Source organism: Nostoc foliaceum FACHB-393, from assembly GCF_014698505.1.
GTDB lineage: Bacteria > Cyanobacteriota > Cyanobacteriia > Cyanobacteriales > Nostocaceae > Nostoc > Nostoc foliaceum_A.
Genome location: NZ_JACJTD010000028.1, coordinates 52,917 through 69,522, shown reverse-complemented (window position 1 = coordinate 69,522; position 16,606 = coordinate 52,917). Strand labels below are relative to the sequence as shown.

Here is a 16,606-nt window from a genome sequence, read left to right as displayed (position 1 = left end):
GATGAATTGACAACGTTATTTACCGCACAACGAAAGCGATCGCACTGATAAAATTGCTTCTACTTGGGTAACTATCTTAGAGATGCCCTACTCGTGAAAACTTATGTAAAATTAGCTCGTCGCCCCGTCAGAGAATCATGTCAAGCTTTATTGCAAGTAACTCGTCGGGCATCCAGACACTTTGGGCGATCTTAATGAAAAACTTCAGCATTTAGACAGTTTTGCTGCATTGAGAGAAGCAGAGGGCGATAAACTATCAAAAAAAGAAGCGGGACGGCTGCGTTTATTAGTTGAAAAAGACGTTAACAGTCAACTGCAAAAAGTGGAACAAGCCTTTGAAGATTTTGTTAGAGAAATTAAGAAGTTAGAAAAGGGTGGATTGAATTTACAGGAGTTGAGAATTCTACAGAAAAATTATTTAGAAATCATGAACCTTGTGGGTCTATTAATCATAACAGAACTTCAGGGAAAACGGCTGCGATCGCGCCTAGAAGAACAAGAATAGACTGATAAATCAACGTCGGTTAAGACAAGCTTATATCTACACACTAGGGTGATGAATTTTAGATATCAAATAATTTGTCTGTCGATCATGTAAAAAAGTTGGAGTGTAACGTCTTTACTGTGAGTGCTAGAACCCAAATATTCTTATGTAGAAAAATAGCTTTTTAGTTCGTCCAGTGATTAGCCTTGTCCATTGCTATAACATAAAAAATAAATTTGAAAACCAAAAAAAATGTGTCCACTTATACAACAAAATAGTAATAATTGTTATAGGCTTGAAAAGCCCTTTACTTTTATACTTTTGGCGAAACTTCACCGCCAAAAAAGCACCAGAGCGATAGGAAATTACCTATGACCAAGTGCGATTGATAGTTATCAAACGTAAACCTGGTTAAGTTGAACATATTCCTGTCAGCAGCATAGGTGACTTCCTACGCCCTGGTTATTTCTTTTAATTATTTTTAGATCAACGGCTTAAAGCGATGTCTACGACGGGCTATTCTGCGTCGCTTGTGAGTTTAAACTCGATCCTCTCTAAGCATTCTTAAAATTTAGGAAACTGACGTAATAGCCAATACCATCTAGAACCTTCACGAGTTAGCTAAGAGTCATAAGTTCATAGTTGGTGCTTTAGCGCTAAAACGCCAACTACGAACAATACCTACCCCTCAATCTAACCAATTAATTTCTGCCAGCTAGCAGGCCCCACAATGCCATCGGCATCTAAACCATTTTGCTTTTGAAAGTTCTTAATTGCAACTTCTGTTTGCGGGCCATAAACGCCATCAGCCTCAACACCTACACGGTATTGCAAGTATCTGACAACTGCACCACCAGCATGGTTTGGTCTGATAATCCGTTTTGCCAAAATTAGATTTATGGCATTCCATGTAGCTGAGTCAGCAATTCCAGTCGCTTGAACCCCGACAATAGCCTGAAATTTTTCTAAGGCAGATTTTGTATTAGCCCCGGTTATGCCATCTTCTACTAACGCCTTACCATTTTTATCAGTTATTTTGAGTCGATTTAAAGATTTTTGCAGTCTGAGAATAGTGGCATCTACATTATCTTCTTCATCTGGTACGGGATTAACAGGAACACTTGGCAATTTACCAGTTAAGCCTTTGACAATTGCATTGGCCATTGTTTCTGGATTAAAAAGATTCATATCTTTTTGCGAATCAATAAAGCAACATTCTACAAGAATCGCAGGCATATCTGTATTTTTCAGGACATACAAGTGGGAACCACTCTTAACACCACGATTAAAAAATCCCAACTTGACGATTTCATCTAATACAGGTTTGGCTATTCTTCTGCCATTTTCACTAGTTGCAAATACTTCTGTGCCATTAGCTTGCCTGTTAAAAGCATTAAAATGAATCGAGACATAAATATCTAATTTACTCGCATTAGCTGTGCTACATCTTTTTGAGAGCGATTCAGTTACTGTACGAGCACTACTTGGTTTACATACGACGACTTCATGTCCTAAAGCTCTTAACTTGGTTATAACTCTATTACCCACATCTAGAGTTAAATTATCCTCAACTTTAATGCCTCTAGCTCCTGTATCTGGTGGACAATTGTGTCCACTATCAATTCCAAATTTCATGATTTAATCCTCAACTTACTTATTTATCACACTAATTCAAAACTCTTCCAATTATAGAGACAAAGTTTTGTTAATAAATTTGTTTAAGTATTTGTTGGCAATATTCACATTATTTTTAGCATTACTACGCTGGTAAGTAAAATAAGTTTTTTTTGCGAACTTTGTAAGCAGAGTTTATGTGGGATAATCCGCTTTTTACAAGGTTTTTTGGAAGAAAAAACACAACCATCATAATTTATCAAAATCGAGAAGAACTAGGTGATTGTTGCAATAAATTGAAATGCAGCAATTAACCCCATTATTCAGATAATAACGCTTTGTAAAAGTAGAAAGCTATGACAAATGTACCTATTTCGATGCCAAGCCAAAAGCACTGCTTGATGTAAAGTATGTTTATAAAGCTGTAAACCCTTTATAGGTCTGCCTTTTGGCATTCCTATCAACCTTGAGTAACTGAACACATAATGGTTGACAGTATTAATAAATACGCGATCGCTTCTAGACACTTCCAGGAAATTAATCAGATAAACTTCTTAAAAAAGCAGGGTCAACATCGGATCTTTAAATTTTGTGAAGTTACTGGAGAATTCCATCAATGAACTCGGTTTGGGGTGGAGAATTTTCTGCGGCAGGCGATGGAAAAGAGAATTTAACTGGTTTTTCCTAATGGAGAATAGTCCCAACATCGCTTGAAATCATACTTGCAATGATTGATTTTAATAATAGCCGAAATGATGCGTCTCTGAAAGTCAATGATCATGTTAATAACAGTGACTTAAAAGGAGGCAGCCTTGGAGCTTAACTTTAGAGATAGTTTAAGACTTCATTATCTTACGTTCGTGCTGTAATGAATTTGGCTCTATTGTTCTTTTTATGAACTGCCAGCAAGTACAAAATAAAATTTTCATTGGAAGCTTTATATAGCAAAACTTTTAAGATTTAAGTAGCAGGCAAATGACAGAAGAAAGGCAGAGGAGAGTTCTTGCAGGACGCAGGAGGTTATAGAAAATAATTCTTCCCTCTGCTAAGAGGGTTTCAGAGCAAGTAAATTTATTTATTTATGGGGATTCCTCCTGCCTTCTGCCGACGTTCGCGGACTCGCTACCGCTGCGCTATCCTGCCTTCTGCCTCCTTAAAGCTAACTAATCTCACCCTTTCAAGGATAGTTTAACTGCCCTTAAAACAGCGACTTTAAACAAAGGTAAAAATTTAATTAAAATTAAAAAATATTTGTGTATCAATAAAAATTAATTATGTAATAAGTCCAAAATATTACTAAGAGTAATAGGCTTAGTAATACGCTCGTAAGTTTTTGTATTATGATATATGAAAATGCTATAAAGTATTTCTTTTTTATGGGACGGATAGTTATGACTATTAATCATGATGTCTTAATCCAACAGTTTATTTTATGTAAAACAGAAAATAATATACCAGAAAATTGGAATATACGACGTAATAGTTCTTGGTGCTTAGGATTCCATCAAGATTTGCCAGTAATAGAAATTCTGGCTTCTGATTCCTCATTTATAGGATGGTTACTCGGCTATCCAATTAATACAAATGGTCTATTGCTGAAGAAAAGCCTACAGATGTCAGTGTCTCTAGAGGATAGCAGCGCTGCTTCTCAACTGGAATCATCACTTTATGCCTTTGGTGGACGTTTCGTTGCGATTTTTCTCACAGGGAATATCTCGCGTGTTTATTTAGATCCCTTAGGTTCTCTAGCAATAGTATTCTGTGCTGAACAGCAAATTGCTGCTTCATCAACAGTCTTAATTCCATATTCGGAAGATTCTAAAGATAATTATGAGTTAATTAATTCACTAGATATTCCTATAAAGGATAACTGGTATCCGTTTGGTTTAACGCCAAGACATTCAGTTGAACGACTATTACCCAATCATTTTTTAGATTTGGATAATTGGCAATCAACAAGACATTGGCTTACCGACGAAATAACTACGGCTCAAGATGTTGATAGTTCCATATATGAAATTGGCTCTATTGTAAAGAATAATATCGCAGCATTTGCTAAGAATGCTCCGGTTTATATGGCATTAACAGCTGGAAGAGACTCACGAATGCTCTTAGCATGTGCGCGAGAATATCTCCAAAATATTGAATTTTTCACCATAAGAATACCTACTAAAGGAGGAAGACTCGATTGTGAAGTCGCCTCTCAAATGGCAAAAAGGTTTAAATTAAATTATAGGGTTATAGAATTTGAAGAGGCAACGGAAACAGAACTAAATGAATGGTTGTATAGAACCGGAAATTGTGTTGCTGGAAATTCGTGGAAAAATGCTCGGACAATTAAACAGTTAGATTCTTCACGTGGATTATTACTTGGACTGGCTGGCGAAGTTGGACGTTCACTTTATTGGCGCGTTTCAGATACAGAATCCACTTATCTCTCCCCAAGTGAACTTTTACGAAGAATTGACGTTCCAGCTACTCCTTACCTCAAAGAGCAAGCAAATAAATGGCTGAGTAATTTACCAATTAAAAATACTTTTACAGTACTAGACATTGTATTCATAGAACTGAGATTAGGATGTTGGGCTGGCCCACAACAGTATGGTCATGTAAATAATGCCTTCCGTATATCTCCCTTCTCTCATCGTAAAATTATGGAAATAATGTTAAGTTTGCCGCCCGATTATAAGCGTCATCAAATGCTTACCAATGATTTAATTAAAAGATTTTATCCAGAACTACTTATGTTTCCATTCAATGAACCTATTGGCATACAAAGATATTTGTGGTTGTTGAAAAATGGAGATAAATTAATTAACATAATCCAAAAAAAGCAAGTTACTCAGCAATTATTTTGGGAGAATCCAGTTTCGGAAGATGAAGATATAGAAGTTTTGGGAGAAGGTAAGAAAAGATAAAAAGTGTGCATCAGCAACCATGAACTAAGAAAAATAACAACGTCTCAAAGGCTGATTATAAGCATTGTTAACATTGCTGTATTAAAAAGTAGCCAAAAATTCAGCTCATCCGAAAGGCATTGGTGATAGTAAAGCCCTAACTATCTCAAGGAATTACTGACCAGAATCTGTAGGTAGATATTTAACACTCAACCTGAAAGCACGTTTAAAATTTAAGTAAAGAAATATTTCGTAGCTTACAGGCATGAAACGCATCGTCTTGGTTGCTGGGTTTGAATCGTTCAACGCTGACTTGTACAGAAAAGCAGCCTTTTTGGCTAACTCTCGCTGTCCTGAGTTGGATATTCGGGTATTTAGCGATCGCGATCTTACCAACAAACGCACTGAGGTAGAAGCAGCACTTGATGGGGCTGATGTGTTTTTCGGTAGCCTCCTGTTTGATTATGACCAAGTTGTGTGGCTGCGCGATCGCATTTCCCAAATTCCCATTCGCTTAGTCTTTGAGTCAGCCTTGGAATTGATGAGTTTAACCAAGTTGGGTATATTTGCCATTGGCGACAAACCCAAAGGAATGCCCAAACCAGTAAAATTCATCCTCGACAAATTTAGCAATGGACGAGAAGAAGATAAACTCGCTGGTTACATCAGCTTCTTAAAAATTGGCCCCAAACTACTGAAATATGTCCCAGTGCAAAAAGTTCAGGACTTACGAAACTGGTTAATTATCTATGGTTACTGGAATGCAGGCGGCCCAGAAAACGTCGCTTCATTATTCTGGACACTAGCAGAAAAATACTTAGATTTAAAAGTCGGCGACATTCCCCCGCTAATTGAAACCCCCAACATCGGATTACTCCACCCCGACTATCAAGGGTTTTTTGAATCCCCCCGCCAATATTTGGAATGGTATAAAACCCATTGTAGAGACGCGATGAATCGCGTCTCTACAAAACCTGTTGTTGGAATTTTACTCTACCGCAAACACGTCATCACCAAACAACCCTACATTCCCCAACTAATTCGCAGTTTTGAAAAAGCTGGCTTAACTCCTTTACCCATCTTCATCAACGGCGTAGAAGGACATGTGGCGGTACGAGATTTAATGACAACCGACTATGAAATTCAGCAACGACAACTAGGTAATATAGAAACTCCCTCACTATCAAGTGAAGCAGTAAAAGTAGATGCGATCGTCTCTACAATTGGCTTTCCTCTGGTGGGTGGCCCGGCTGGTTCAATGGAAGCAGGCCGTCAGATAGAAGTAGCAAAACGCATCCTCACTGCCAAGAATGTACCTTATATTGTTGCTGCACCACTATTAATTCAAGATATTTACTCGTGGACGCGCCAAGGTGTCGGCGGTTTGCAAAGTGTGGTGTTGTACGCATTACCAGAATTGGATGGGGCTATTGATACCGTTCCCCTCGGTGGTTTAGTGGGCGAAAATATTTATCTGGTTCCCGAACGGGTGCAGCGATTAATTAGTAGGGTGAAAACTTGGGTGGCTTTGCGGCAAAAACCTGCATCGGAACGCAAGATTGCCATCATTTTATATGGGTTCCCACCGGGTTATGGTGCTGTAGGCACAGCTGCATTATTAAATGTCCCGCGTAGTTTGCTGAAGTTTCTCCATGCACTCAAAGAACAAGGTTACACCGTCGGAGATTTACCAGAAGATGGGGAAGAATTGATTCGCTGGGTGAAAGAGGCGGATGAATCTTTAAATGACGCGGAGAATATCCCGGTATCTGTTAACGCCCGTACATTAGAAAAATGGCTGGGATATCTGCAAACTTCCCGCATCGAAAAACAATGGAAATCTCTCACGGGAACTGGAATTAAAACTTATGGCGACGAATTCCAGATTGGCGGTGTGCAATTAGGAAATGTGTGGATAGGTGTACAACCACCATTAGGGATACAAGGTGATCCCATGCGCTTAATGTTTGAACGAGATTTAACGCCCCATCCCCAATATGCAGCTTATTATAAATGGCTGCAAAATGACTTTGAAGCTGATGCTATAGTTCACTTTGGGATGCATGGAACGGTGGAATGGTTGCCTGGTTCTCCGTTGGGGAATACGGGTTATTCTTGGTCGGATATTCTGTTAGGAAATTTGCCTAATCTATATATATATGCAGCGAATAATCCTTCGGAATCGATGTTGGCAAAACGTCGCGGTTATGGTGTGTTGATTTCTCATAATGTACCGCCTTATGGTCGCGCAGGTTTATATAAGGAATTGGTGGCATTGCGGGATTTGATTTCGGAGTATCGTGAAGATCCGCAAAAGAATTATGTGCTTAAGGAAGGCATTTGTAAAAAAATTGTGGACTCTGGTTTAGATGCAGATTGTCCGTTTGAGGATGCTAAACGGTTGGGTATTGCGTTTACTCCCGAAAATATTCGGATGTTTAGCAGTCATGCTTTTGATGATTATTTGGTGGAGTTGTACGAATATTTACAAGTTTTAGAGAATCGGTTGTTTTCTTCTGGGTTGCATACTTTGGGGGAAGCACCGAATGAGGAGGAATTAGGATCGTATTTGGAGGCATATTTTGGGGGGGAAGAGGAAGAAAACGAACCGCAAAGGCGCAAAGGACGCAAAGAAGAAAGAGAGGAGGAGGAAAGGTTAATAAGGGATTTGTTGATGCAATCTACTGATGAGTTGACGAATTTGTTAAGGGGGTTGAATGGGGAATATATTCCGCCTGCGCCTGGTGGAGATTTGTTGCGGGATGGGGCTGGTGTGTTACCGACTGGAAGAAATATTCATGCTTTAGATCCTTATCGGATGCCTTCACCTGCTGCTTATGAACGGGGACGAGAAATTGCTCAAAAAATTATCGCCCAGCATTTGGATGAACATGGGACATATCCAGAAACGGTGGCGGTGATGTTGTGGGGATTGGATGCGATTAAAACTAAGGGTGAATCTTTGGGGATTCTGTTGGAATTGGTGGGGGCTGAACCTGTTAAGGAAGGAACTGGCAGAATTGTTCGTTATGAATTAAAGCCGTTGATGGAAGTTGGACATCCCCGCATTGATGTGTTGGGTAATTTGTCTGGAATTTTCCGAGATAGTTTTGTCAATATCATCGAATTGTTGGATGATTTATTTCAACGGGCGGCTGATGCTGATGAACCGGATGATCAGAATTTTATTAGAAGACATGCTTTAGCTTTAAAAGCCCAAGGGGTGGAAAATGCATCAGCGAGATTGTTTTCTAATCCGGCGGGTGATTTTGGTTCTTTGGTAAATGATAGGGTGGTTGATGGTAACTGGGAATCTGGTGAAGAGTTAGGCAATACTTGGCAAAGTCGCAATGTATTCAGCTACGGGAGAGAAGATAAAGGTCAAGCTAGACCGGAAATTTTGAATACATTGTTAAAAACTAGCGATCGCATTGTTCAAGAAATCGATTCGGTAGAATATGGTTTAACTGATATTCAAGAATATTACGCCAATACGGGTGGTTTGAAAAAGGCAGCAGAAAAACAAAGCGGTAAGAAGGTTACAACCAGCTTTGTGGAAAGTTTCTCGAAGGATACTACACCCCGCAATTTAGATGATTTGCTGCGAATGGAGTATCGCACCAAGTTGGTAAATCCCAAATGGGCGCAAGCGATGGCGAATCAAGGTTCTGGTGGTGCGTTTGAAATTTCCCAACGGATGACGGCGTTGATTGGTTGGGGTGGTACTGCCGATTTTACCGATGATTGGGTTTATGACCAAGCGGCTGATACTTATGCGTTAGATGCAGAGATGGCGGATAAATTGCGTAAGGCAAATCCTGAAGCTTTTCGCAATATTTTAGGGAGAATGTTGGAGGCGCATGGGCGGGGTTTCTGGGAAGCTGATACTGATAAGTTAGATAAGTTGCGGCAATTATATGAGTTGACAGATGAGGAGTTGGAGGGCGTGACGGTTTAGAAAGTAGATGCCTAACCATTAATAAAAATTATTGTAGAGACGGCGATTTATCGCGTCTTTGCTGAACCGAACCGTATTGAAAGCGATATCTACGACGGGCTATGCCTACGCTTTTACGCTTGAGGTTGTAAAAATTTAAACCTTTGCAGCTAAGATTCCTTCATGTATAAGAAAGGCTTAAGTTTTTCTTGCAAATGTATAAGTCGTTGCTGCAAATGCTTAATACTTTGCAACAAATGTTCTTCCATGTATAAGAAAGGCTTAAGTCTTTCTTACAAATGTATAAGCCGTTGCTGCAATTGTTTAATGCTTTGCAACAAATGTTCTTCCATGTATAAGAAAGGCTTAAATCATTGCAGCAATTGTTGTAACGAACTTATGAATCTATTTATTACCGGAAATAAAATATAGTCTAAGTGAAATCAACTAAACTACGCTTGGGATAAGCTAGAAACCCCTCATGTAGCGATTTATCGCGTATAAAAACTGACACGTTAGAGAGACGCGATAAATCGCCATCTCTACAAAAGAGATTACCAATGCAGTTGATCAAGCCCTCCTGCGTTGCCCTTTGAGAAATTTTAATTTCCCTCGTTATCATTAGAGTTAGTACACATTACGAGTGTAAACCGGAATATTGAGTGACTAATTCAAGAGAACAAACTAAAAGGTAAACTTGATTATTATCTCTACAACCAAAATAGTATTTTGGTTATTAAAGCTAAACAAACTAACCTCGCTAAAAGTTTTACACAACTGGCTGTAAAACTGATTGGCCTCAGTGATGAGCCGGGTTTAAACTCAGCTTCACGAACCTCTGTGCTATGCACAGCAACTACTGGGGACATTCAGCAGTTAAATAATGACGTACTCCAAGCTAATCAGATTACCTAAGATTTGTTGCTATAACGAGTACCAGAAAACCTAAAAGCAGTTAAAATCAACTTTCTGCTTTGAGAAAACCTTCTTTAAACACCAAAACCCAGGAAATTCTTTAGAGATAAGGCTATGGCAACCGAACAGTTAACTAGAGACAGCGATAATCTAGATTTAAATCAGCTACTAAGAACGCTGAATGCTGTTAAACAGGGTGATTTCTCTGCTCGGATGCCCATAGATCATACTGGTGTAGCGGGGAAAATCGCTGATACGCTCAATGATATTATTCACCAGAATGAGCGAATGGCGGCAGAACTACAACGGATTGGTAACGTTGTCGGCAAAGAAGGCAAAATTGCTGAACGCGCCTCTCTCGGAGATGTTCATGGTTCTTGGTCACATTGCGTTACTTCTGTCAATACTCTCATTACAGATTTAGTTCAACCAACGGCTGAAACTACTCGGGTAATTCGGTCAGTCGCCAATGGTGACTTATCGCAAACGATCGCAACAGAAATCGATGGCAGACCCCTTCAAGGTGAGTTTCTGCAAACTGCTAATATCGTTAACACGATGGTAGATCGGCTTGGTTCTTTTGCTTCGGAAGTAACACGGGTTGCACGTGAGGTAGGAACCGAAGGGAAGTTGGGCGTTCAAGCCGAAGTGCAAGGTGTTGCTGGCACTTGGAAAGATTTGACTGATAACGTTAACTTGATGGCTGGTAATCTTACCGGACAAGTTCGCAACATTGCCGAAGTTGCAACTGCGATCGCAAATGGTGACTTATCCAAAAAAATCACTGTCGATGTGAAAGGCGAAATCTTAGAGTTGAAAAACACCGTCAACACGATGGTGGATCAACTTAATTCCTTTGCATCAGAAGTAACGCGGGTGGCGCGTGAGGTGGGAACTGAAGGTAAATTGGGCGTGCAAGCCGAAGTTAAGGGTGTAGCAGGGACTTGGAAAGATTTAACCGATAACGTTAACTTGATGGCAGGGAATTTGACAGCCCAAGTCCGTAACATTGCGGAAGTGACAACGGCGGTAGCGAATGGCGACTTATCCAAGAAAATCACTGTTGATGTCAAAGGCGAAATTTTAGAGTTGAAAAACACCGTTAACATCATGGTGGATCAACTTAATTCTTTTGCATCGGAAGTAACAAGAGTTGCCCGTGAGGTGGGTGCTGAAGGAAAATTGGGCGGTCAAGCAGAAGTTCGCGGGGTAGCGGGTACGTGGAAAGACTTGACCGATAGTGTGAATTTCATGGCGGGAAGCTTGACGGCGCAAGTGCGGAATATTGCGGAAGTGACTACGGCGGTTGCAAATGGCGACTTATCCAAGAAAATCACTGTGGATGTCAAAGGCGAAATTCTGGAGTTGAAAAACACCATCAACACGATGGTGGATCAACTGAATTCCTTTGCATCAGAAGTAACGCGGGTTGCCCGTGAGGTGGGAACTGAAGGGAAGTTGGGCGTGCAAGCAGAAGTCCGGGGAGTAGCAGGGACTTGGAAAGATTTAACCGACAACGTTAACTTAATGGCGGGAAATCTCACCGGACAGGTGCGAAATATTGCCGAAGTTGCTACTGCGATCGCCAATGGTGATCTATCTAAAAAAATCACCGTCGATGTCAGAGGTGAAATTTTTGAACTCAAAAATACCATCAATATCATGGTGGATCAACTCAGTTCCTTTGCATCGGAAGTAACAAGAGTTGCCCGTGAGGTGGGCAGTGAAGGAAAACTGGGAGTGCAAGCCGATGTGCGCGGCGTGGCTGGCACTTGGAAGGATTTAACTGACAGCGTGAACTTCATGGCGGGAAGTTTAACGGCACAGGTGCGAAATATCGCGGAAGTAACTACGGCGGTTGCAACAGGCGACTTATCCAAGAAAATCACCGTTGATGTCAAAGGTGAAATTCTAGAGTTGAAAAATACCATCAACACAATGGTGGATCAACTGAATTCCTTTGCATCAGAAGTCACCAGGGTTGCCCGTGAGGTGGGCAGTGAAGGGAAGTTGGGCGTGCAAGCAGAAGTTAAAGGAGTTGCTGGCACTTGGAAAGATTTAACTGACAGCGTGAATTTCATGGCGGGAAGCTTAACGGCACAAGTGCGGAATATTGCCGAAGTGACTACCGCCGTTGCAACAGGCGACCTTTCCAAGAAAATCACTGTCGATGTCAAAGGTGAAATTCTGGAGTTGAAAAACACCATTAATACAATGGTGGATCAACTCAGTTCCTTTGCAAGTGAAGTGACGCGGGTGGCGCGTGAGGTGGGAACTGAAGGTAAATTGGGTGTACAAGCAGAAGTGAAAGACGTTGCGGGTACTTGGAAAGATTTAACCGACAGCGTGAACTTCATGGCGGGAAGTTTAACGGCACAGGTGCGGAACATTGCCGAAGTTACAACTGCGATCGCCAATGGTGATCTATCTAAGAAAATTACTGTTGCTGTCAAAGGCGAAATTCTGGAACTCAAGAATACCATCAATATCATGGTGGATCAACTCAACTCCTTTGCATCGGAAGTAACGCGGGTTGCCCGTGAGGTGGGAAGCGAGGGTAAACTGGGTGTACAAGCAGATGTGCGCGGCGTGGCTGGTACTTGGAAAGACTTAACCGACAGCGTGAACTTCATGGCGGGAAGTTTAACGGCACAGGTGCGAAACATTGCCGCCGTCACCACCGCCGTAGCTAATGGCGACTTATCTAAGAAAATCTCCGTTGATGTCAAAGGTGAAATTTTGGAGTTGAAAAACACCGTCAACACAATGGTGGATCAACTCAACTCCTTTGCAAGTGAAGTGACGCGGGTAGCGCGGGAGGTGGGAACAGAAGGGAAGTTGGGCGTACAAGCGGAAGTTAAAGGTGTAGCCGGAACTTGGAAAGATTTAACTGACAGCGTAAACTTCATGGCGGGAAGTTTGACGGCGCAAGTGCGGAACATTGCCGAAGTTACTACGGCGGTAGCAAATGGCGACTTATCCAAGAAAATCACCGTTGATGTGAAAGGTGAAATTCAAGAGCTTAAAAACACCATTAATACAATGGTGGATCAGCTAAATTCTTTTGCATCGGAAGTTACAAGGGTTGCCCGTGAAGTGGGAACGGAAGGGAAATTAGGCGTGCAAGCTTACGTCAGAGGAGTAGCAGGCACTTGGAAAGATTTGACGGATAACGTTAACTCGATGGCGGGTAACCTCACGGGACAAGTTCGCAACATCGCGGAAGTTACCAAAGCGGTAGCTAATGGCGACTTATCTAAAAAAATTACCGTCGATGCCAGAGGCGAAATTTTGGACTTGAAGAACACCACCAACACAATGGTGGATCAACTTAGTTCCTTTGCATCAGAAGTAACGCGGGTGGCGCGGGAAGTAGGAACTGAAGGGAAGTTGGGCGGACAAGCGCAAGTGCAAGGTGTTGCAGGGACTTGGAAAGATTTAACAGATAACGTTAACTCGATGGCGGGGAACTTAACGGCACAAGTGCGCGGTATCGCCAGAGTTGTAACGGCAGTTGCTAACGGTGACTTGAAACGGAAACTGATGTTAGATGCCAAGGGAGAAATTGAAACCTTGGCAGAGACAATCAACGAGATGATTGATACCCTAGCGACATTTGCCAATCAAGTAACCACAGTGGCGCGAGAAGTGGGAATTGAAGGGAAGTTGGGAGGACAAGCGAGAGTCCCTGGGGCGGCTGGGACTTGGAAAGATTTGACAGATAATGTGAACGAACTCGCTGCTACACTGACAACCCAGTTGCGAGCGATCGCAGAAGTTGCTACAGCTGTAACTAAGGGCGATTTAACTCGTTCAATTGCCGTCGAGGCACTAGGCGAAGTAGCGATACTCAAAGACAATATCAACCAGATGATTGCCAACCTGCGGGAGACAACGCAGAAAAATACTGAGCAAGATTGGTTGAAAACTAACCTAGCCAAGTTTACCCGAATGCTGCAAGGGCAGCGAGACTTGGAAACCGTATCTAAACTAATTCTCTCAGAACTAGCACCCTTGGTAGGAGCGCAACACGGCGTATTCTTCCTGATGGACTCAGCAGAAAATACAGCGTATTTGAAACTAATTAGTAGCTACGCTTACCGGGAACGCAGACATCTGGCTAACCGCTTCCACTTGGGTGAAGGTTTGGTGGGACAATGCGCTTTAGAAAAAGAGCGAATTCTATTGACCGACGTACCAAGTGATTATGTCAGAATTACCTCTGGTTTAGGAGAAGCGTCTCCACTTAACGCGGTGGTGTTACCTGTACTCTTTGAAGGACAGGTGACAGCAGTCATAGAATTAGCTTCCTTCCGTCGCTTTAGTGAAATTCATCTAACATTCTTCGACCAGCTTACCGAAAGTATAGCGATCGTCCTCAACACGATCGCAGCATCCATGCGAACCGAAGAACTACTAAAGCAGTCGCAATCTTTGGCTGAAGAACTCCAAACCCAGCAAAATGAACTCCGGGAAACCAACAAGCGCTTAGAACAACAAGCCCAATCACTCAAAACCTCAGAAGACTTACTCAAAGGACAACAAGAGGAGTTGCAACAAACTAACGCTGAGTTAGAAGAAAAGGCAGAGTTGTTAGCCATACAAAAGCAAGAAGTCGAGCGCAAAAATCGGGAAATCGAACAAGCAAGAATGTCTTTGGAAGACAAGGCTGAACAACTAGCCCTTTCTTCAAAATATAAGTCTGAGTTTCTCGCCAATATGTCCCATGAACTGCGGACACCGTTGAACAGCTTGTTGATTTTGGCGAAGTTGTTGGCAGATAACATTGATCACAACCTCACTGCCAAGCAAGTCGAATACAGCCAGACAATTTACTCAGCAGGTACTGATTTGTTGGCGTTAATCAATGACATTCTGGATCTCGCTAAAATTGAATCTGGAACTATGTCGATTGACATGACCCAAATGCCATTATCAGAGTTGGGCGACCAGATTGAGCGTACCTTCCGGCAAATAGCTCAGAACAAAGGACTTGCCTTCGCAATTGAATTTACTCCCGAATTGCCAAACAGCATTTATACAGATGTCAAACGCTTACAACAGGTGTTGAAAAATCTGCTCTCCAACGCTTTTAAATTTACAGAGCAAGGAGAAGTCCGCTTGCGGATTGCGGTAGCGAAGCAAGGATGGAGCAATGACCAGGAAACTTTGAATCGCGCCCAAAATGTCATCGCCTTCTCAGTCAGCGATACAGGTATTGGCATTGCCCCCGACAAGCAAAAAGTAATTTTTGAGGCATTTCAGCAAGCCGATGGCTCTACCAGTCGGAGATACGGTGGTACCGGATTGGGCTTATCAATTAGCCGCGAAATCGCTCGTCTCTTTGGCGGCGAAATTAAACTGGTCAGTCAACCAGGTCAAGGTAGCACCTTTACGTTCTTTTTCCCACAATTGATTTCTGACTCTACATCGACATTTCCCACTCCTGGTTCAGCACAGACGCGATTAATTGCGTCTGTACCTACTACTTCCCACTCCCCACTCCTAAATGACGATCGCGCTGCAATTGAAAGAGGCGATCGCGTGTTACTAATTGTCGAGGATGACATTAATTTTGCGCGCATCCTTCTAGAGATGGCGCAACAGCAAGGATTCAAGGTGATCACAGCCCAAACAGGCAGTACAGGTTTGATGCTAGCGCAGCAATTCCAACCTTCAGCCGTTTTGCTAGATATCAGGTTGCCAGAAATGGATGGTTGGACGGTATTAGATCGTCTGAAACATGACCCAAATACCCGTCACATTCCTGTACATATCATGACAGTTGAGGAAGGGAGACAACGCGGTTTGCAACTAGGTGCGATCGCATATCTGCAAAAGCCCTTAACCAGTGAAACAATATCTGAGGCGTTGGCCAAAATTAAAGGTTTTGTTGAGCGCCAAATAAAAAATTTGTTAGTAGTCGAAGACGACGACACTCAACGGCTTAGTATTGTTGAGTTAATTGGCAACAGCGATGTTGCTACTACTGCTGTAGGCACAGGTACAGCAGCTCTAGAAGCTATTCGCTCCCAGCATTTTGATTGCCTCGTTCTCGATTTAGGGCTACCCGACATGACCGGGTTTGAACTGATCGAGCAGATAAAGCTTCTACCCCACGGCAAAAATTTACCAATTATTGTCTATACAGGTAGAGAAATTAGCAAAGTTCAAGAAACGGAACTCAGACGGATTGCCGAAACAATCATCATTAAAGATGTGCGATCGCCCGAACGTCTCCTTGATGAAACAGCATTATTTTTACACCGAGTCCAAGCAAATTTACCTGCACCCAAACGCCAAATACTTGAACAACTGCATTCCATAGACTACTTACTCGCTGGCAAGAAAGCGCTAATTGTCGATGACGATGTGCGTAATATTTTTGCGCTGACAAGTATGCTAGAGCGTTATCAAATACAGGTTTTATATGCTGAAAATGGCATTGCGGGGATTACTCTGTTGGAAACTACACCAGATATTGATGTCGTTTTGATGGACGTAATGATGCCAGAAATGGATGGTTACGAAACAACACGCTTAATCCGCCAAAACGAGCAATTTCAATCTTTGCCAATCATTGCGCTGACCGCTAAAGCCATGCAAGGCGATCGCGAAAAGTGTATTGAAGCCGGTGCATCAGACTACATCACCAAACCCGTGGATACTGAGCAACTGCTTTCACTCTTGCGGGTTTGGTTATACCGATGAAGGAGGCAGGGGGCAGGGGGTAGCAAGAGAGCAGAGAAAAGGGATTAT

General features: G+C 42.1%; 6 protein-coding genes. 5 read left to right on the top strand and 1 reads right to left on the bottom strand.

Annotated elements, in window-relative coordinates; translation table 11 throughout:
• Positions 1-181: 181 nt before the first annotated feature.
• Positions 182-505 carry a hypothetical protein gene (locus tag H6G92_RS21985; RefSeq protein ID WP_190895722.1) on the top strand — a complete coding sequence of 108 codons (324 nt, stop codon included), beginning with the start codon at positions 182-184 and terminating at the stop codon, positions 503-505.
• Positions 506-1,177: 672 nt separating this feature from the next.
• On the opposite strand, the gene H6G92_RS21980 is transcribed toward H6G92_RS21985, so the two are convergent.
• Positions 1,178-2,119 (bottom strand): N-acetylmuramoyl-L-alanine amidase, encoded by a 942-nt coding sequence (locus tag H6G92_RS21980; protein ID WP_190895721.1) that lies wholly within the window; start codon positions 2,117-2,119, stop codon positions 1,178-1,180.
• A 464-nt stretch (positions 2,120-2,583) separates the two neighbouring features.
• On the opposite strand from H6G92_RS21980, the gene H6G92_RS40425 reads away from it, so the two are divergent.
• The 4 genes from H6G92_RS40425 to H6G92_RS21965 all read left to right on the top strand — a co-directional run bounded on the left by H6G92_RS40425 (position 2,584) and on the right by H6G92_RS21965 (position 16,558).
• Positions 2,584-2,718, top strand: coding sequence for a hypothetical protein (locus H6G92_RS40425; RefSeq protein ID WP_277926772.1), 135 nt, complete (start codon positions 2,584-2,586; stop codon positions 2,716-2,718).
• A gap of 771 nt (positions 2,719-3,489) precedes the next feature.
• Positions 3,490-5,016: a hypothetical protein gene (locus H6G92_RS21975; protein WP_190895720.1), complete on the top strand. Its 1,527-nt coding sequence runs from the start codon at positions 3,490-3,492 to the stop codon at positions 5,014-5,016.
• Positions 5,017-5,260: 244 nt separating this feature from the next.
• Complete coding sequence (gene bchH, locus H6G92_RS21970; RefSeq protein ID WP_190895719.1) at positions 5,261-8,953, top strand: magnesium chelatase subunit H; 3,693 nt, start codon at positions 5,261-5,263, stop codon at positions 8,951-8,953.
• Positions 8,954-9,961: 1,008 nt separating this feature from the next.
• The gene (locus tag H6G92_RS21965) at positions 9,962-16,558 is read left to right on the top strand and encodes a HAMP domain-containing protein (RefSeq protein ID WP_190895718.1); all 6,597 of its coding nucleotides are present in this window, start codon (positions 9,962-9,964) and stop codon (positions 16,556-16,558) included.
• Positions 16,559-16,606 lie beyond the last annotated feature (48 nt).